Annotated in this window: 17 protein-coding genes and 2 tRNA genes; 12 read left to right on the top strand and 7 right to left on the bottom strand. The window is 62.7% G+C overall.

Translation table 11 applies throughout. The annotated features are described in order from the left end of the window. Positions 1-8 precede the first annotated feature (8 nt). On the top strand, positions 9-410 hold the full coding sequence (locus DXY03_RS10090) for a vitamin K epoxide reductase (RefSeq protein WP_115010307.1): 402 nt from the start codon (positions 9-11) through the stop codon (positions 408-410). A 1-nt stretch (position 411) separates the two neighbouring features. Beyond that, on the top strand, positions 412-2,088 hold the full coding sequence (locus DXY03_RS10085; RefSeq protein ID WP_115010306.1) for a SulP family inorganic anion transporter: 1,677 nt from the start codon (positions 412-414) through the stop codon (positions 2,086-2,088). Here the strand turns inward: DXY03_RS10085 and DXY03_RS10080 are convergent. Both DXY03_RS10080 and aroQ read right to left on the bottom strand, forming a co-directional pair. Next, positions 2,076-2,780 (bottom strand): tRNA-(ms[2]io[6]A)-hydroxylase, encoded by a 705-nt coding sequence (locus DXY03_RS10080; RefSeq protein ID WP_115010305.1) that lies wholly within the window; start codon positions 2,778-2,780, stop codon positions 2,076-2,078. The two genes, DXY03_RS10085 and DXY03_RS10080, sit on opposite strands and share 13 nt — an antisense overlap. After that, positions 2,777-3,217, bottom strand: a complete 441-nt coding sequence (aroQ, locus tag DXY03_RS10075) for a type II 3-dehydroquinate dehydratase (protein WP_115010304.1) — start codon at positions 3,215-3,217, stop codon at positions 2,777-2,779. The genes DXY03_RS10080 and aroQ overlap by 4 nt, the downstream gene beginning before the upstream one ends. An 84-nt stretch (positions 3,218-3,301) precedes the next feature. Here aroQ and DXY03_RS10070 point away from each other — a divergent pair. Together DXY03_RS10070 and DXY03_RS10065 are read left to right on the top strand one after the other, a co-directional pair. Beyond that, a tRNA-Tyr gene (locus DXY03_RS10070) sits at positions 3,302-3,383 on the top strand. A 9-nt stretch (positions 3,384-3,392) separates the two neighbouring features. Next, positions 3,393-3,464, top strand: a tRNA-Thr gene (locus DXY03_RS10065). 32 nt (positions 3,465-3,496) lie between these two features. Here DXY03_RS10065 and DXY03_RS10060 read toward each other — a convergent pair. Continuing rightward, entirely contained in the window at positions 3,497-4,927 is a 1,431-nt protein-coding gene (locus DXY03_RS10060) for a glycoside hydrolase family 13 protein (protein WP_115010303.1), read from the bottom strand. A 51-nt stretch (positions 4,928-4,978) separates the two neighbouring features. On the opposite strand from DXY03_RS10060, the gene glpK reads away from it, so the two are divergent. After that, the gene (gene glpK / locus DXY03_RS10055) at positions 4,979-6,484 is read left to right on the top strand and encodes a glycerol kinase GlpK (protein WP_115010320.1); all 1,506 of its coding nucleotides are present in this window, start codon (positions 4,979-4,981) and stop codon (positions 6,482-6,484) included. Next, on the top strand, positions 6,477-8,054 hold the full coding sequence (locus DXY03_RS10050; protein WP_115010302.1) for a glycerol-3-phosphate dehydrogenase/oxidase: 1,578 nt from the start codon (positions 6,477-6,479) through the stop codon (positions 8,052-8,054). The genes glpK and DXY03_RS10050 overlap by 8 nt, the downstream gene beginning before the upstream one ends. On the opposite strand, the gene DXY03_RS10045 is transcribed toward DXY03_RS10050, so the two are convergent. Continuing rightward, the gene (locus DXY03_RS10045; RefSeq protein WP_115010301.1) at positions 7,997-9,658 is read right to left on the bottom strand and encodes an alpha-amylase family protein; all 1,662 of its coding nucleotides are present in this window, start codon (positions 9,656-9,658) and stop codon (positions 7,997-7,999) included. The genes DXY03_RS10050 and DXY03_RS10045 overlap by 58 nt on opposite strands. 54 nt (positions 9,659-9,712) lie before the next feature. Between DXY03_RS10045 and DXY03_RS10040 the strand changes: the two genes are divergently transcribed. After that, positions 9,713-11,092 (top strand): aldehyde dehydrogenase family protein, encoded by a 1,380-nt coding sequence (locus DXY03_RS10040; RefSeq protein WP_115010300.1) that lies wholly within the window; start codon positions 9,713-9,715, stop codon positions 11,090-11,092. A gap of 99 nt (positions 11,093-11,191) precedes the next feature. After that, positions 11,192-12,190 carry a LysM peptidoglycan-binding domain-containing protein gene (locus tag DXY03_RS10035; RefSeq protein ID WP_115010299.1) on the top strand — a complete coding sequence of 333 codons (999 nt, stop codon included), beginning with the start codon at positions 11,192-11,194 and terminating at the stop codon, positions 12,188-12,190. Positions 12,191-12,196: 6 nt separating this feature from the next. Here DXY03_RS10035 and DXY03_RS10030 read toward each other — a convergent pair whose 3' ends face one another. Together DXY03_RS10030 and DXY03_RS10025 are read right to left on the bottom strand one after the other, a co-directional pair. Next, complete coding sequence (locus DXY03_RS10030; RefSeq protein WP_244272423.1) at positions 12,197-13,609, bottom strand: ATP-dependent DNA helicase RecQ; 1,413 nt, start codon at positions 13,607-13,609, stop codon at positions 12,197-12,199. Between the two features lie 117 nt (positions 13,610-13,726). After that, positions 13,727-14,830, bottom strand: coding sequence for a hypothetical protein (locus DXY03_RS10025; RefSeq protein WP_115010297.1), 1,104 nt, complete (start codon positions 14,828-14,830; stop codon positions 13,727-13,729). A gap of 41 nt (positions 14,831-14,871) precedes the next feature. On the opposite strand from DXY03_RS10025, the gene DXY03_RS10020 reads away from it, so the two are divergent. Both DXY03_RS10020 and DXY03_RS10015 read left to right on the top strand, forming a co-directional pair. Then, positions 14,872-15,081 (top strand): photosystem I reaction center subunit IV, encoded by a 210-nt coding sequence (locus DXY03_RS10020; RefSeq protein WP_006851563.1) that lies wholly within the window; start codon positions 14,872-14,874, stop codon positions 15,079-15,081. 5 nt (positions 15,082-15,086) lie between these two features. Next, positions 15,087-15,923, top strand: a complete 837-nt coding sequence (locus DXY03_RS10015) for a DNA-formamidopyrimidine glycosylase (protein ID WP_115010296.1) — start codon at positions 15,087-15,089, stop codon at positions 15,921-15,923. Here the strand turns inward: DXY03_RS10015 and mtnA are convergent. Then, positions 15,914-16,927, bottom strand: a complete 1,014-nt coding sequence (mtnA, locus tag DXY03_RS10010; protein ID WP_115010295.1) for an S-methyl-5-thioribose-1-phosphate isomerase — start codon at positions 16,925-16,927, stop codon at positions 15,914-15,916. The two genes, DXY03_RS10015 and mtnA, sit on opposite strands and share 10 nt — an antisense overlap. On the opposite strand from mtnA, the gene mtnB reads away from it, so the two are divergent. Together mtnB and mtnC are read left to right on the top strand one after the other, a co-directional pair. After that, entirely contained in the window at positions 16,927-17,595 is a 669-nt protein-coding gene (mtnB, locus tag DXY03_RS10005) for a methylthioribulose 1-phosphate dehydratase (RefSeq protein WP_115010294.1), read from the top strand. The two genes, mtnA and mtnB, sit on opposite strands and share 1 nt — an antisense overlap. Continuing rightward, entirely contained in the window at positions 17,595-18,341 is a 747-nt protein-coding gene (mtnC, locus tag DXY03_RS10000; protein ID WP_115010293.1) for an acireductone synthase, read from the top strand. The genes mtnB and mtnC overlap by 1 nt, the downstream gene beginning before the upstream one ends. The last annotated feature ends 58 nt before the right edge of the window (positions 18,342-18,399 follow it).

Below are 18,399 nucleotides of genomic sequence, written 5' to 3'. Positions count from 1 at the left end.
TGAGGAGCATGGCTTCATCCCTGCTGGCATCCGTGCTGGTCGCAGCTGGCGGAGCTGTTGGTGCCCCGCCTGGTTCGGCCACTCTCTGGGCCAGCACGCTCGGAGAGCCCCTGCACGACTCAAGCCACCAGGCCCTCGAACTCACCCAACATCTCAAGGCGATGGGGGCCAAGTTTTACGGCGCCTGGACCTGCCCGGCCTGTTTCAAGCAGATGAACCTGTTCGGCAAACAGGCCGGAGCGGACGTGACCTATGTGGAATGCCGCAAGCCGAAGCAGCTGCCGGAGCAAGCCGAAGCCTGCAACGCCGCCAAGATTCGGGCTTATCCCACCTGGGTTCTCCCGGATGAGCGCCAAAAAGTGGGAGTTCAGTCCCTGGAAGCCCTGAGCCGCTGGAGTGGTCTGAACTGAGATGGCACTGATTCACGGCCTGCATCAACGCAACATCCGAGGCGACCTTCTCGGAGGATTGACGGCCGCCGTGGTCGCGCTGCCCCTTGCCCTGGCCTTCGGCAATGCCGCTCTGGGGCCAGGCGGCGCCATCTACGGCCTGTATGGCGCCATCGTGACCGGATTCCTGGCGGCCTTGCTCGGGGGAACGCCTGCCCAGGTGAGCGGACCCACCGGACCCATGAGCGTCACCGTGGCGGGGATCGTCTCCAGCCTGGCCGCCATCGGCATCGGTCGTGATCTCAATGCCGGCGAGATGCTGCCGTTGGTGATGGCCGCTGTGGTGATCGGTGGTGTGTTCGAAACCCTGCTCGGGGTATTGCGGCTGGGGCGCTTCATCACCCTGGTGCCCTACTCGGTGGTCTCCGGCTTCATGTCGGGAATCGGTTTCATCATCCTTGTGCTGCAACTTGGACCCTTCATCGGGGTGAGCACCGGGGGCGGCGTGGTTGCGTCCCTGAGTTCGCTGATCGATGCCCCGAGCTGGAATCCAGCCGCGCTCGCCGTTGGATTGATGACACTCGCTGTGGTGTTTCTGACCCCCCTGCGGATCCGCCAATGGGTGCCAACGCCTCTGCTGGCGCTGCTGATTGTGACGCCGTTGTCGCTGCTGCTGTTCAACGACAACCGACTGCTGGAGCTGGGCCTTGAACCCATCGCCAGGATCGGAGCCATCCCGGAGGGGGGCTTGCAACTGGTGGTTCCCGATTTCAGTCAGCACCTGCCGGAGCTGGTGAAAGCCGGCATAGTTCTCGCCCTGCTCGGGGCGATCGACTCGTTGCTCACCTCCCTGGTGGCCGACAACATCACCCAGACCAACCACGACTCCAACCGTGAGCTGATCGGCCAGGGCATCGCCAACACCGCGGCCGGGTTTCTCTCCGGCCTTCCCGGTGCCGGAGCCACCATGCGAACGGTGATCAACATCAAATCCGGTGGTCAGACGCCCTGGTCGAGCATGACCCATTCCATGGTGCTGCTGCTTGTGCTGCTGGGGGCAGGCCCCCTTGCGGCACAGATCCCCACGGCGCTGCTGGCGGGAATCCTGATCAAAGTCGGCCTCGACATCATCGACTGGGGCTTTCTGCTTCGCGCCCATCGCCTGTCGGCGAAAACAGCCGCGCTGATGTACGCCGTGCTGTTGATGACGGTGTTCTGGGACCTGATCTGGGGGGTTTTGGTCGGGATGTTCGTGGCCAACCTGTTGACCGTTGATGCGATCACGCGGTCCCAACTGGAAGGGATGGAAGAGGACAACCCCTCCGATGCCACGAATGCACTGCACGCCAATCTTTCCCCGGAGGAGGAAGCCCTGATCCTGCGCTGCGGCAAGGCCTTGATGCTGTTTCGTCTGCGCGGCCCTCTGAGTTTTGGTGCCGCCAAAGGCATCAGTGCCCGGATGGGATTGATCCAGAGCTACAGGGTTCTGATCCTTGACCTCACCGATGTGTCCCGCATCGGTGTCACCGCAACCCTCGCCATCGAACGCATGGTGGAGGAAGCACGATCAGCGGGCCGCACCCTGTTCATCGCCGGAGCCAACCACAGCCTCGAACAACGGCTGCGCCAATTTGGCGTGGAGGGGGTGCTTCGGCCATCCAGGCTGGAGGCCTTGCAGGAGGCGGCTCAGCTGATCTGACTGCTGATCTGTGGGGCATCCACACCACAGGAATGCATCCGCACGTCTTCCGGACGTTCTAACTCCCCTTCCAGCGCCTTCACTTCGGCCAGGGCCAGCACTTCGAGGCGCTCAACGATCAGCTCCCGCGGATAGCGCTGCTCACACAACACCCAGTACAGGCCGAAGTGGCGGGCTTCACTCGCCAACAGATCGCTGTAAAGCTCCCGCAACTGAGGATCCGGGCTGTGCTCCGCCAGCAGTGCCATGCGCTCATGGCTGCGGGCTTCGATCAGACCCGCCACCAGGAAGGAGTCGAGCATTCTCTGCGGCTCACCTTTACGGATCTGCCGGGCCAGATCAGCGCCATAGCCCGGGGAAGGCAGCGGTTCCAGGTAGCGCCCCCGGGCCTTGATCAACGCCAGCACCTGCTCAAAGTGCTCCAGCTCTTCCCGCGCCAGAGGGCTGAGGGCTTCACCCAGACCCGGTTCGCAGAGGTAGCGGAACATCATCTGCACCGCAGCCCCGGCAGCCTTGCGTTCGCAGTGGGCGTGATCGATCAGCACCTCCATCGGCCTGGCGTTGGCCTGCTCCACCCAGCTCCAGCTGGTGGGCGCAGCCAACCAGCGGATCGATGCCACTGTCTTTGACGGAACTGTCTTTGAAGGAACTGTCTTGGTGGAAACAGTTTGTGCTGGAGCAGTGCTGGTCATGCGTTCCGGCGCAGATGGCTGAGCAATCCGCTCAAGGCAAGGCTGTAGCTAGCGGGTCCGAAGCCGCAAATCACACCCACAGCGCGCTCAGCTAGAAACGAGTGATGGCGGAACTTTTCACGGGCATGGGTGTTGCTGAGGTGCAGTTCCACATAGGGAATCGCGACACCAGCCAGGGCATCACGGATGGCGATGGACGTGTGGGTGTAGGCCCCGGCGTTGATCAAGATTCCATCGCAGCGGCCCATGGCCTGGTGTATCCGGTCCACCAGGGCACCTTCGAAATTGCTTTGAAAGCAGTCCAGCTGCACTGATTCCTGCTCCGCCTCCCGGGTCAGCGCCGCTTCGATGTCCGCCAGGGAGGAATGGCCATAGATCCCAGGCTCACGCTGGCCCAACAGGTTCAGATTCGGACCGTTCAGCAGCAGAACGTGCATGGCTGGAGATCGGTTCAGCTCGGCAGATCGTATCGAGATCGTGGGGAAGGACACACCGACTGGTAAGTTCTTGCGGTGTGGTTCGGGTCGGTGCCCGAGTGGTTAATGGGGGCGGACTGTAAATCCGCTGGCTCTGCCTACGTTGGTTCAAATCCAACCCGGCCCATCCCCACATGCCCTTGTAGCTCAGCGGTAGAGCACTCCCTTGGTAAGGGAGAGGTCTCGAGTTCAAGTCTCGACAAGGGCTTTCTTGCTCCCCACGGCACCGGGGGAGAGGGGTTAAGACCCCAGAACAGCCGCCGATTGCGGGCTGACGCTTTGGTTGTCAACAAGCCCCAGCGTCCATATGAGGGATTGTCCCGACTCGATGGTTAGGGGCACAGGCGTGGAGCGACTGCGGTTGATCACGACCCGCAGGCCATCCGCAACGCCCTCCAGCACGTCAGCCCCAGGGGCTGACCAGCGCAGACCGTCCCTGCGCAAGACCCCATGGGCAGAGCGGAGTTCTGCGAGGGACTGGATGAATGGGCGCAGATCAGCACTCCAGGGAACGTCCCAGGGATAGGCCTCACGGCAGGCCGGTCCAGGACCGCTGGAGGGGCCCGGTTCAGGACCACCCGCCAGGGCAGCTTCAGTGCCGTAATAAATGCACGGCGCTCCCCGATGGAGGAAGAGCAGCAGCAGGGCCAACTTCAGGGCCGCAACGTCGTTGTTGAGGCTGTGAAGTGCACGGGGCACGTCATGGCTATCGAGCAGATTCATCTGGGCCCTGTTCACCACCTCCCGGTAGGAACGCGTTGTGGTCGTCCAGATGGTCAACAAAGCCTGCCCATCCAGGGGGTCGAGGGGATAGTCGGAATTGCGGTAGTCCTGCCGCAACGCTTCAGCGGCGGCCCAGCAAAGGCTGCTCCATCCCAACCGGTAATTCATCACGCCATCGAAGTGGTCGCCCTGCAACCAGGGGGTCGCATCACCCCACACCTCACCAACAATCCAGGCCTCCGGGTTGGTCGCCCGCACCATCTGCCGGAACTCAAGCCAGAAGTCCGCCGGCACCTCGGCAGGGACGTCGAGACGCCAGCCGTCAATCCCCTGCTCGAGCCAGTGACGGCCCACCGCCAGCAGATGCTCCCGAACCCCGGGATTGGCATGGTTGAACTTGGGCAGATCCGGCAAGGCCCACCAACCGTCGTAACCGCAGTCCTCGTCAGGGGCGGGATAAGGCTGCAGGGGCCAACGGTGCACATGGAACCAATCCCGGTACGGCGAATCCGCACCGTTTTCCACCACGTGATGAAAGGCCCAAAAGCCGCGGCCGCAGTGGTTGAACACCCCATCCAGAACCAACCTCATGCCGCGCTGATGCACGGCATCGATCAGGTCCCTGAGTGCTGCATTGCCCCCCAGCAGGGGATCCACCTCGAAATAGTCGTAGGCGTGGTAGCGATGGTTGGCGGCTGAGCTGAAGATCGGCGTGAGATAAAGGCAGGTGATGCCCATGGCTTGGAGCCGATCGAGAGCATCGATGACGCCGTAGAGATCCCCGCCCTGGAATCCCTCCTCGCAAGGGTCCGCACCCCAGGGCTTCAGAGCGAGATTGCGCTGCGCATCAACGCGGCCACTGCGGCGGAAACGGTCGGGAAAGATTTGATAGATCACCGCGTCCGCCACCCAGGCGGGGGGATCGCGAAACGGCGTGGTCGCTGCCAAAACCTTTGCAGTCAGCCATCTCCTCGCTAGCAGGAGAGAAAGACCTTGGCCATGGCTGAACAGCCTCTTCTTCTAGCCCTCGATCAGGGCACCAGCAGCTCCAGAGCCGCGCTGTTCAGCAGCTCAGGGGATCTGGTGCTCAGCGCCAGTGCACCGCTGCCGATTTCCTACCCCGCCGATGGATGGGTGGAACAGGACCCGATAGAGATCTGGAGCAGCCAGCGGCAGGCCCTGGTGCAGCTCGATTCGAAGCTGAGCGATACCCAGCGCAAGGCAGTGGTGAGCTGCGGCATCACCAACCAACGGGAAACCACCGTGCTGTGGCGCCGCAGCAGTGGCCTCCCCTGCGGACCGGCCCTTGTCTGGCAGGACGGCCGCACCGCCGCCATCTGCGAGGCCTGGAAGCAGCAGGGACTGGAGCAGGAGTGGTGCCAGCGCACGGGCTTGCTGCTCGACCCCTACTTCAGTGCCAGCAAGATCCGCTGGATGCTCGACCACTACGACGACGCCCAGGCTGCCGCGGCCAGCGATGACCTCTGTTTCGGCACGGTGGAAAGCTGGCTGCTCTGGCAACTCACCGGCGGCCAGCGCCACGGCAGTGACATGAGCAATGCCAGCCGAACGCTGCTGATGGACCTGGAGCAGCAGCACTGGGTGGATGAGTTCCGAGAGCCCACAGGGCTCCCCGCCAGCGCTCTACCCGAACTGCTGCCCTGCCGCGGAGAATTCGGGCGCATGGCTGCGGACCTTCCCTTTGCAGGCTTGCCGATCCAGGCCATGCTCGGCGACCAACAGGCCGCCACCCTGGGCCAGCTCTGTCTGCAGTCCGGAGAAGGGAAGTGCACCTACGGCACGGGGGCTTTTCTGGTGATCAACACCGGCGATGTCGTCCGCCGCTCAGATGCAGGGCTGCTCAGCACCCTCGGCTGGACGGATGCCGCTGGAACACCCAGCTTCTGCCTTGAGGGAAGTCTGTTCAACGCCGGCACCGTCATCCAGTGGCTCCGGGATGGGCTGCAGATCATTGATCAAGCCCCCCAGGTGAACGAACTGGCGCGCTCGGTGCCGGATTCAGGGGGGGTGATGCTCGTGCCCGCCTTCACCGGCTGGGGGACACCGCACTGGGATCCCCAGGCACGCGGTGTTCTGGTGGGCCTCACCCGTGACAGCGGACGCGGTCACATCGCCCGCGCCGCACTTGAGGGGATCGCCCTGTCGGTAGCGACATTGGTGGAGCTTGCCGAACAGGCGCTCGGGAGCGGCTTGGGTGAACTGGCGGTGGATGGTGGCGCCGCGGCCTCCGATCCTCTGCTGCAGGCGCAGGCAGATTGCACCGGTCTGACGGTGCGGCGACCCGCCAGCCTCGAGAGCACCGCCCGGGGGGTGGCGCTGTTCGCAGGCCTCCAGGCGGGGGTGATCAGCGACCTGGAGCAGCTCGCAACCGCAAGGAGGGACGGAGCGGAATTGTTCCACCCGCAGATGGATGCATCCCAGCGCGACCGCTGGCGCACACGCTGGCAGGACGCCGTCTCCAGAAGCCTGGGGTGGCATGGCTGATCACCAGGTGGACCTGCTGGTCATCGGCGGCGGCGCCAGCGGTGCCAGCGTGGCCTATGAGGCAACACGACGGGGGCTGAGCGTGGCCCTGCTCGAGGCCGGAGACATCGGCGGTGGCACCAGTTGCCGCAGCACGAAGCTGCTCCATGGCGGGGTGCGCTACCTGGAGCTGGCCTTCAAAACGCTGGACCTGGCCCAGCTGAGGCTGGTGCGGGAAGCCCTGCTCGAACGGAGCCACTGGTTGGCCCAGGCACCGTTCCTGGCCCAACGACTCGAGCTGGCCCTACCCACACAACAGCTCTGGGGACAGGCCTACTACCGACTTGGTCTGGGGATGTACGACGCCCTGGCCGGTCAGAGAAGCATCGGCCACAGCCGACTGCTGTCCCAGCAGCAGATGCGTCAGGCCCTGCCTCTGCTGAAGCCGTGTCAAGGCGGCGTGGCCTACAGCGACGGGCAGTTCGACGATGCACGCCTCAACCTGCTGTTGGCCCTCACCGCCGAGCAACGGGGGGCAACCCTGCGCACCCGTTGCCGGGTGGTGGAACTGGAGAGCGACGGCACGGGCCAGCTCAAGGCCGCCATCAGTGAATCCGCCACGGGCCAACGGGAACGCTGGTGCGCCTCAGCCTTTGTGAATGCCACGGGCATCCGGGCGGATGAGATCCGCCAGATGGCGGAGGCTGATGCTCCCCCAAGGCTGCTCACCAGCCGTGGGGCCCACATCGTGCTGGAGCAGAACCTCTGCCCGGAAGGGCTTGGGCTTCTGGTGCCATCCACCGCGGATGGACGCGTGCTGTTCATGCTCCCCTTCCACGGCCGCACCCTGGTGGGGACGACGGATGAAGCCTGCACCAAGGAGAACACCACATCCCCTTCTGCAGAGGAGGAGGCCTACCTGCTCAAGTACGTGCGTGATTGGTTTCCCCAGCTCCAGCATCCACAGGTGAGCAGCCGATGGGCGGGGGGACGGCCATTGCTGAAGCCAGCGGACCAGGGCATGGACAGCAGCCGTGTGGTGCGGGAACACGAGGTGGAAACCCTGGCCTGCGGCCTGGTGAGCGTGATGGGGGGCAAATGGACCACCTGCCGGCCGATGGCTGAAGACACCCTGACCGCGTTGGAACGCCAGCTGGGAAAGGCGCTACCCACCCCTGAAGCAATGCCACTACTGGGTGCAGCGGAGTCGCTGGAAGCAACCCAGCACGGCCTCCAACGCCAGAAGCAACAACTCAAATCCCTGCTGCCCGAAACCGCTCTACTGGGCGCACAAGTTGCGCATCTCCAGGGCACCTATGGCTTGGAGGCCGTGGCCTTGATCGAACGTGCCGAGCCCAGCCGACGCGAGCCGCTCAGCCCAGTGGTCCCCCTCTGCCGCGCAGAACTGGACCATTCGATTCAGCGGGAACATGCGCGCAGCAGCAGCGATGTGCTGGCCCGCCGCTGCCGTCTGGCCATGGTGGATTTGAACGAGGCCGAACGACTCCGGCCCCAGGTGGAAGAGCTGCTGAATCAGGCGGGCGTGGCTGCGGGCTCCACTTCTCCGATCAACCACCAGTTGAATCCATAGGGCGGAAGGTTCACGAACCACTCCGCCGCCGCGGGCGGGAATTCACAGCCCCACATCACCTCACGGGTTCGCTGACAAGCCCACTCCGAAAGATCCAGACTGAGCGAGGCTCCGGCTGCGGTGACATTGGCGGCCACGAGCACCGTCATCGCCTCGGTGCAGCGGAGATACACCAGCACTCCTGGGTGGGGGCTGCGCAACAACCGGAAGCTTCCATGCCGCAGAGCTGGCAGCAGACGGCGGCAGGTAAGCATGCGCCGGTGCCAATTCAGCAGCGACCCCGGCAGCTGCTTCTGCACCTCCACATTCACCACGCGGTAGTCGTAACCGGGAGCGGTGATCGGTGGCAGCACCAACAGCGGATCGGGGGCCGTGGAGAAGCCACCGTTGCGGGCCGGCGTCCAGGCCATAGGCGTGCGGTTTGGATCACGGTCCCGCAGACCGGGCCAGTCGCCCATGCCCAGTTCATCGCCGTAATACAGGCAGGGCATCCCTGGAAGGCTGTAGAGGAGCCCATGCAGTAACCGGTTGGAGCGTGGATCGCCATTGAGTAGAGGAGCCAGGCGTCGGTTGATGCCCCAGTTCAACCAATGCCCCTGTCCCTGGGGCAGGCCCACCCGGATGGTCTGAATCACCTCATCACTGATGAGATGGCCATCCCCCAACCAGAGTTCATCGTGATTGCGCAGAGGCAGGGCCCAGCGAGCACCAGATACCGCCTGCTCGGCTTGCATCAGACACTCCCCGAGCTGCTGTGTGCGGCCACTGGCAATGGCTGCAAACAGATGGGCGGTGAGCACGAAGTTGAACGCTCCATGCAGTTCGTCATCCGCGAGATACGGAGCGGCCTCCTCCACCGGCTGAATCGCCTCTCCCAGCAAGAGCACGTCACGGCCATGGGCATCCACCCGGTCCCGCAATCGCTTGAGGAAGGCGTGGGTCTCTGGCAATCCCTCGCAGCGGGTGCCCTCTGACTCGAACAGGAACGGAACCGCATCCAAACGGAACCCATCAACGCCGCGATCCAGCCAGAAGTCGACCACCTCCAGCATCGTGTCCTGCACCCAGGGGTTCTCGTAATTGAGATCGGGTTGATGACGCAGAAAACGGTGCAGGTAGTACTGCTCGGCAACCGGATCCCACTCCCAGTTGGAAGCCTCGAAGTGCCGGAACAGAACCGGTGCCTCGGCGTAGCGCTTGGGGTCGTCGCTCCAGACGTACACATCCCGTTCAGGACTGCCCTTGGGAGCCCAGCGGGCCCGCTGGAACCAGGGATGCAGGTCGCTGGTGTGGTTCAGCACCAGGTCCAAAATCACGCGCATGCCCTGGCTGTGGGCCGCCGTGAGGAACCGATGGAAGGAGGAGAGATCCCCCAGGTCTGGATGGATTCCGGTGAAGTCGGTGATGTCGTAGCCCCCATCCCGCAGGGGGGAGGGATAGATCGGAGTCAACCAGAGGGTGTTGACCCCCAGCCAGCGCAGATAAGGCAACCGCGCCGCAAGCCCCTTGAAATCACCGGTGCCATCGCCATTCCCATCGGAATAGCTGCGAACGATCAGCTGGTAGATGACCGTCCCTGACCACCACGGAAGCGCTGGGGTCATCCCCCGGTTGCAGATTCACCACTGCTAGACCCGACTGGCCTGATCGTCAGCCCTGTGGCCCCCACCCAAACGCAACTGAGCCGGATGAAGGAGCTCGTGGGAGCTGGGCTGACCCGTCCCTTGGCCTGGCGTCGAGAGCAATTGCAACGGCTCTCCGCACTGGTGGAGGAGCACGAATCGGAGGTGCTCGAGGCCCTCGCCGCCGACCTCGGCAAACCACCCACCGAAGCCTTTTTTGAGCTGGTGGCCCTGCGACAGGAGCTCAAGCTCACTGGCCGGCAGCTGGAGCGGTGGATGCGCCCGCGCCGCGTGGCTGTCCCTCTCTCACTGCGCCCCGGTCAGGCCAAGGTTGTGCCGGAACCACTCGGGTGCGTTCTGGTGATCGGACCTTGGAACTATCCCTTTCAACTGACGCTGCGGCCCTTGATCAGTGCCCTGGCTGCTGGCAACACGGCCGTGCTCAAGCCTTCAGAACACGCCAGTGCCATCGCAGATCTGATTGCACGGCTGATCCCTCAGCACTTCGAGCCTGATGTGGTGCAGGTTGTGCAGGGAGATGGTGCCGTCGCAGCCAACCTGGTGGCCATGCCCTTCGACCACATCTTTTTCACCGGTGGCGGCAGCATCGGCCGGAAAGTACTGGAGGGGGCCGCTGCCCACCTCACGCCAGTGACCCTGGAACTAGGGGGCAAGAGCCCCGCCATCGTTCTTGAGGGGGCTGACCTCACGGTGGGGGCGCGTCGTTTGATCTGGGGCAAGGGGATCAATGCCGGCCAGACCTGCATCGCTCCAGACCATCTGCTGGTGCCACCCGCCCTGCGTTCACCCCTGCTGAAGGCGATGAGGGAGGCCCGAACGGAGATGTATGGCTCCGATCCCCTCAACTCGAATCAGCTGGGGCAGATCATCAATGAACGCCAGTTCAATCGGCTGGAGCAGCTGCTGGAGTCCGCCAGAGCGGATGGACGCATCCTGATCGGAGGTGAAATCAGCCGGGAGCAGCGGCGCATCGCCCCCACCGTGATTCGTGTGGATGACCGGAATGATCCGCTGATGGCCGAGGAACTGTTCGGTCCTCTCCTGCCTGTGCTGGTGCTGGACGACCTCACCACAGCCCTTCAGGAGATCCGCCAGGGCCCCAAACCGCTGGCGCTGTACCTGTTCGGCGGTAGTGAGGCCCAGCAACAGCAGGTGCTCACCACCACCAGCTCAGGCGGAGTCTGCCTGAACGATGTTGTGATGCAGGCCGGGGTGCCACAACTGCCCTTCGGCGGCGTCGGCGCCAGCGGGATGGGCAGCTACCACGGCCAAAGCGGCTTCGACACGTTCAGCCACCACAAGGCGGTGCTCAAGCGCCCCTTCCGCTTTGATTTCAAACTGCGCTACCCGCCCTACAAGGTGGATCTCAACCTGCTGAAGCGGCTGCCGGGATAAGGCGCGCGCATCACCAGCACATCCCTTCTGCAGCAGGTGCTCTGGGGGGCTGGCGCTTTACCCCAGGCACCGTATGTTGCGGGCATCTGCCGGAGACGAATGCGCCGTACCGCTCTTGCCGCCCTGCTGCTGACGGCCTGGTTCCCCCTGTCAGCCACGGCTGCCTCGGTGACGGTGCGGTCCGGCGAAACACTCTCCGATATCGCTAACCGCTACGGGGTGAGCGTCGGCACGCTGATGCGGATGAATGGGATCCGCAATCCAGACCTTGTTCAAGCCGGGAGCCGCCTGCAGGTGCCAGGCCCCACCGTGACGGCAGGCTCGGGCCGCCATCGCGTCAACAGCGGGGAAACCCTCAGCAGCATTGCCAGCCGCTACCAGGTCCGCAGTCGCGACCTGATGGCCCTCAACAACCTTCGCAATGCAAACCACGTTGAGGTCGGCCAGACCCTGCGACTTCCCAGCAATGCCGTGATGCCCCGTCCGGCCTTCAAGCCGGTGGCTGTAACCCCGATCCCGGGAGCCACGGAACACACCGTTGCCAAAGGGCAGACCCTCACGCAGATCGCCAAGGCCTACAAGCTGCCGGTGGCCAGCCTGATCAGCATCAACCAGCTGAGTGACCCCAACAAAGTGGAGGTGGGCACGCGCCTCTACCTGACCGATCCCTCCTTCCAGACAGCCGTCACCACCCAGGCGCAGCCGGCAACAACAAAACCGGTTCAAGCCAAGGCCAAGCCCGTCCAAACCAAGGCAGCGCAAACCAAGCCAGTGCAAACGAAACCGGTTCAGGCCAAAAAACCGGTGGTCAAGGCCAAGCCGGTCGAGGCCGCCAAGCCCAAGCAGACCCTGGCCAAATCGGCTGACTGGCGCACCTATGGCCCGCTCCAAGTGGACTGGGGCAACTGGCAAGCCATGGGTGGCAGTCAAGTGGTGCCCACCCTCAATGCCCAGGGGCAAGCGCTTTATCTGGCTGTGAACTGTTCCGCCAAGAAGATCAATGCCACCGGTGCCGATGGGAGCTGGAAAACCTGGGAAGCTCCGAAGAACCGCTTCGAAAAAGACCTGGTGAAGGACCGTTGTCAGGTCAAAGTCTGATCTGAATCAGGCGGCGTAATCGAGCGGCCAGGGGGAATCCAGGAATCTCCGGCCGCTTTCGCGGAGATACAGCCGCTGAGCACCGTCGTTGCTTTCCTGGATCAACTCCTCTTGCACGAGCCGACGGGCCAACCAGGTCCAGCGGTCCTGGCGTCCAGGTTCATGCAGAGCCAGGTGCTCTCCAAGGCGACGCATCTCCGTGCCGTCCTGCTCGGCCAGATGGGCCAGAAGCGTTTCCACCTGAGCTGACCAGTCGCGTCGTTTGGGGGACTCCGCGCAGCGATCGCAGCGACCACAGGGACCCACCAACTCGCCGACAGCAAGCAGCAATGCCTGTTCACGGCACATTTCACCCTCAGCGACGGCCTCCATGCGACGCAGCTGCTGCTGAGCCAGGTCCAAGCGGCGACGATCCTCCAAGGAATCGCTGCCCCGGGTCGAGGCCCGCATGGCCCAGCCCAGGCTGGTGCGATCACCCGGCGAAAACAGCACCTGGCAATGGGCCGGCTTGCCGTCTCTGCCGGCGCGGCCCGATTCCTGCAGATAGCCCTCAGGTGTGGCCGGCAGATGGAGATGAAGCACCAGGCCCACATCGCCACGGTCAACGCCCATGCCGAAGGCCACCGTCGCCACCAGAACGGGCCGCTCGTGCTCAAGAAACAGCTTCAGAGCCTGCTGGCGGGTCTCCGGATCCAGACCGGCGTGATACGGCGTTGCCGCAACCCCTTGGTCAGTCAGACGTTCCGCCCACTGCTCCACCGAACGACGGGTGCGGGCATAGATCAGCGCAGCACCACGGGACATCTCCAGTGCCTCCAACACCTGCGGCATGGGGTCCCTGGGGCGCCGCTGCATCGTGTAGTGCAGGTTGTCCCGGCGGGCCGAACTCACCTGCACGAGCGGGCGACGCAGATCCAGCAGGCGAATAATGTCGGCCCGCACCCTTGGGGCGGCCGTCGCGCTGAGGGCCAGCATCGGCACTCCCGGGCAGAGGCTGCGGATCTGACCCAGGCGGCGGTAATCGGGACGGAAGTCATGCCCCCAGGCACTGATGCAATGGGCTTCATCCACCGCCAGGGCCACCAGTCGGCCCTCCCTGGCATGACGTTCCAGCATCAGCCGGGTCTGCTCACCCTGAAGTCGTTCCGGCGCGATGTAGAGGAGTCGCAGCGTGGCGTCCTGCAGCTGCTCCAGGGCCTGCTGTCGTCGAGCTGGCTCGAGTCCGGCATGCAGGCAAGCCGCAGCGATTCCCCGTCGCTGCAGGGCCATCACCTGGTCCTCCATCAGCGCCACCAACGGTGAGATCACCACCACCAGGCCCTCGCGCACCAAGGCCGGCAGCTGATAGCAGAGCGACTTACCGCCACCGGTGGGCAGAACCGCCAGCGCGTCCCGGCCAGCTAGCACAGCATCCACCACGGGCCGTTGCCCGGGGCGGAAGCCATCCCAGCCGAAGTGGGCCTGAAGTGCACGCTCGAGCGAAGCCAGAACACACCAGATGTGGAGGCTTCAGATTATCGAGCACAAGATCTGGAGTCAGGCCAACGGTGGCGGATCCAATTGATCGGGGGACTCCTCCACCAGCTGGAGCCGCACCCGCTTGCCACCCGCGAGCTCTCCCAACGACACCCGCAAGGTGGCGCCGCTGAGGGTCTGCAGAGCATTCAGCACATCGCGCAGGTAGGGCGTGCTGCTTCCGCTTTCAACCCAGAGCCGCTCCTGAAGCCCCCCCAAGCGCCGCCAGGAGGTGTGCAGCTTCAGCACCGCCGACTCAAGGGCCTGGGCCTGGCCCACTGCATCAGCCAGCAGGCCGAGGGCATCCAAGCGCTGGGCCTCCTGCATGGCGCGGTCCAGGTCCAGTTCCCCCTGCTGGAAAGCCCGCACGGCAACACCCGACTCGGTTGCCTTGGTGATCCAGCGTGCTGTGCTGGTGACGTCCTTGATCCGGTCGAGTTCAGGCTCATCGCGGAGCACCTTGCGCAGATCTTCCTGCTGCGACTCAGGAAGCTTGGCCAGTTCCCGCACCAGAGGGGCCACCGCACGGGGTGGCAGCAGGTTCTCCTGGGTGCGCTGACGAATTTCCTCCGGCAGCAAAGGGCTGGTGGCCGCCGTGAATTCATCCGTTAGGCGGCGCACCTGCTTGCGGGTGATTTCCTGCCCCTCGTTGGCGGCTTCGGAAATCATCAGCTGCACTTCGGGAACCGCCTGAGCGGTTTCCATGAAGGCCCGCTTGGAGAACTGATTGACGCTGCTCTCTTCCAAGGTGCCGTCGCTGAGCATGCTGTCGGCGGATTCCGCCAGTTGAATCAAGCCGTAGGCACGGGTCTTACTGATTTCCCGCTCCCGCAGCCACTGCAGAAATCCTGCGCCCCGGGCTTCACCGCCTCGCTTCTCCTTGTCCCGCACGGCGCGGAGGATGCGACCGCGCCAGATCTCGGTCTGGAGATCAAAGCGGTCGCAGACGGCCCAGGCCTGTTCCAGCCGAGCCAGAAATTCCATCGTGCTGATGTCGTCCTGCTCCGGGTCCGGCAAATCCAGCTGAAGCAGCGACGGATCAGGATCAAGGGCGATGGAACTGGTCAAAGGGACGCCGACGACGAAGGGACGACATTCTGTGACGCAGCGGTCATCACCCTCCATTCCACGAGATACGCTCCGATTGCATCTCCTTATGCCCAGCGATGGCGATCACCCGCGGCGCCAAGGTGCGCATCAAGCGCCCTGAGTCCTACTGGTTCAACGAAGTTGGCACCGTTGCCTCCATCGACACCTCGGGAATCCGCTACCCCGTTGTCGTTCGCTTCGAAAAGGTCAACTACAGCGGCCTGCAGGGCGTTGATGGTGGCATCAACACCAATAATTTCGCCGAAGCGGAACTCGAGCCGGCCTGAGGCCGTTGCCTGAACTCCCTGAAGTCGAGACGGTCCGTCGGGGACTGGCAGACCGTCTTGTCGACTTCAAAATTGCGCAGGTTGAAGTCTGCAGGCCAAGGGCCATTGCCAGCCCTGGAGGTCCAGATGAGTTTGTAGCTGGCCTCCGCGGAATGACGGTGGGGCAGTGGCAGCGCAGAGGGAAATATCTGATGGCAGCTCTGGAGCCCGAAGGAGGTGTTTGGGGTGTGCATCTGCGCATGACCGGCCAATTCCAATGGCATGAGCAGCCCTCAGAACCGTGCAAACACACCCGTGTTCGCTTCTGGAACTCAAAAGAGCATGAGTTGCGCTTTGTGGATGTGCGCAGCTTCGGAGAAATGTGGTGGGTTCCTCCGGGCCAACCGATGGAAGAGGTGATCACAGGCTTAACGCGACTCGGGCCTGAACCCTTCAGCACCGACTTCTCTGCCAGTTATCTGAAGCAGAAACTCAAGGGCAGCAGCCGACCGATCAAAACAGCGCTGTTGGATCAAGCCCTGGTGGCTGGAGCGGGCAACATCTACGCGGATGAATCCCTCTTCGCATCAGGCATCGCCCCTTTCACGCCCGCAGGGCAGCTGGAACTCAAACAACTGGAGAGGTTGCGGGATGCTCTGGTGAATGTTCTCACCATCAGCATTGGAGCCGGTGGCACCACCTTCAGTGATTTCCGCGATCTCGAGGGGGTGAATGGCAACTATGGCGGCCAGGCCTGGGTCTACCGACGTGGAGGAGAACCCTGCCGCAGCTGTGGAACGCCCATTCAAAGGGAAAAGTTGTCGGGCCGAAGCACCCACTGGTGCCCGACCTGTCAAAGCTGATTGGACAGCGGAAGCGCAGAGAGAACCTCCCGATAGGGAGGACGAACCACGCCGAATTCGGTGATGAAACCTGTCACCAGATGAGCCGGAGTGATGTCGAAGGCAGGGTTCCAGGCCTGGGCCCCAGGAGCCGCGACTTCCACTCCCTTTGGATGGGTGATCTCCTCTGCATCGCGTTGCTCAATGGTGATCGCGTCCCCGTCAACCGTCGCTCGATCAATGCTGCTGCCAGGTGCGCAGACATAAAGGGGAATGCCGTGGGCTCGGGCCACAAGCGCCAGGTTGTAAGTGCCGATCTTGTTAGCAACATCGCCATTGGCAGCAACCCGATCACAGCCCACCATCACGGCATCCACTTCACCCCGGCGCATCAGCAATCCACTGGCTCCATCAACGATCACGGTGCAGGGAACTCCGAGACAACCCAATTCCCAGGCAGAGAGAGCAGCCCCTTGCAAGCGTGGACGCGTTTCATCCAGCCAGGCATGACGTAGGAGGCCACGGGCATGGGCGGCCGCAATCACCCCAAGGGCGGTTCCAACGCCTCCCGTAGCGATCGCACCCGTGTGGCAATGGTGCAAGACCCGGCAGCCCTGAGCCAACAGGGAAACGCCATGATCCACCAGCCGCTGGGTCAAAAGACGATCCTCCTGCTGAAGCGCAGCGGCCACACCAACGAGCGCTTGAACATCAACTGGAGCGGAGGCACCCATGGCCGCCTGCATCCGATTGAGGGCCCAGCCGAGGTTGACGGCGGTTGGCCGTGATGCGCGCAGGGCTCGGATGGCAGTGGGAAGGTCATCACCGGAGCGTGCAGCCAGAACAACCCCCCAGGCCGCCGCGATACCGATTGCGGGTGCACCGCGCACAGCCATGGAGGAAATCGCCTCAGCAACCTCCTGCCATCGGTGCAATTGCATGAAGACCACAGCAGCGGGAAGTTGTCGCTGGTCCAGCAACTCCAGGTGATCACCGCTCCAGCGGCAACTAGGGGGAAGCGTCAATGCACGTGGGCCGCTATGTCCTGTATAGAAGACGGAGGGATCAGCGGATTGTGACCGCAAACCAAACCCAGCGCGAACGATTAACTGAGGTGATGCAGGGCATCCACCAACGCGGATGGTGCGATGGCACCGGAGGGAACTTCAGCATGGTGCTGCAGCATCAGCCCCTGCAGTTGCTCATGGCACCCAGTGGTGTTGACAAGGGGCAGGTACCTGCCGATCAGCTGATTGTTGTGGATGGGCAAGGCAAGGTTTTAACGGGCAAAGGAAAAGCCAGTGCCGAAACAACGCTGCATCTACGCATTGTTGAAGCAACCCAAGCGGGAGCTGTACTGCACACCCATTCCGTTCCCGGAACGGTGTTATCCCGCCATTACGAAAACACAGGAGGGATTGTCTTGGAGGGCTGGGAAATGCTGAAAGGCCTGGTCGGAATCAACACCCACGCCAGCAGCATCACCATCCCCGTGATCAGCAACAGTCAGTCGATGAATGAGCTGGGCGAAGCCGTCGCACCCTTGTTGGAAACCTCACCCTGCGGGTTTCTGGTGGCCGGGCACGGCCTTTACGCGTGGGGGACTGACCTGGATGCGAGCAAACGACACCTGGAAATCCTGGAATTTCTATTGAAGGTGAGATTGAACCAAATGCAGATTGCAGATCAATGATGAATCAACAACATCTTCTGCTCGACATCGAGGGAACAACATGCCCAGTGAGCTTTGTCAGCGACGTTTTGTTCCCCTTCACCAAGCAAGAACTGAGCCACTACATCAAACAAAGGTGGGACAAAATCTCTCACAACAAGCCGATCCAAGCCGCCAAGAAGGAATGGCTGGCTGACAAATCTCCCGAAAGCATGCAGATCAAACAGCAGGTTGCAAAGCAGGAAACAGAGGAGATGGACGGATTAATTCAATACCTGAAACACTTGATTTACATCGACAAAAAATCGACAGCACTCAAAGATCTACAGGGAAAGATCTGGGAACACGGGTACAATAACGGAGAGCTCAAATCTCAACTATTTCCAGAAACTGCTGAATGCTTGCGCGAATGGAGCAAAGAAGGATTAACGTTATCCGTTTATTCATCGGGCAGCATTCACGCTCAAAAGCTGCTTTACAGGCACAGCCCTGCGGGTGACCTTGAAAAACTTTTCAGCCACTGGTTTGACACCCATACAGGCCCTAAAAAATCAACGCAGAGCTATACAAGAATCGCCGAGCAGCTCAACAGCTCGCCCAACAAGATTTGGTTTGTAAGTGACAACGGAGCCGAATGCGATTCCGCTCGTTCGGCAGGAATGCACACCCTTTTCAGCCTTCGCGAAGGGAACCCTGACCGTGACCCACGGGATCACACGGTGGTTCAATCACTCCGCGAGGTAAGTGCTCATCTAAAAGCAGATTAATAGACAACAAAAAAGCCACCTCATGTTGAGGTGGCTTTTTTGCGGGTGGTGATGGTGA

Origin of the sequence: Synechococcus sp. N5 (assembly GCF_900473925.1) — a bacterium.
Lineage (GTDB): Bacteria > Cyanobacteriota > Cyanobacteriia > PCC-6307 > Cyanobiaceae > Parasynechococcus.
The sequence above is the reverse complement of the archived record's forward strand: the minus strand, read 5'-3'. Positions and strand labels throughout refer to the sequence as shown.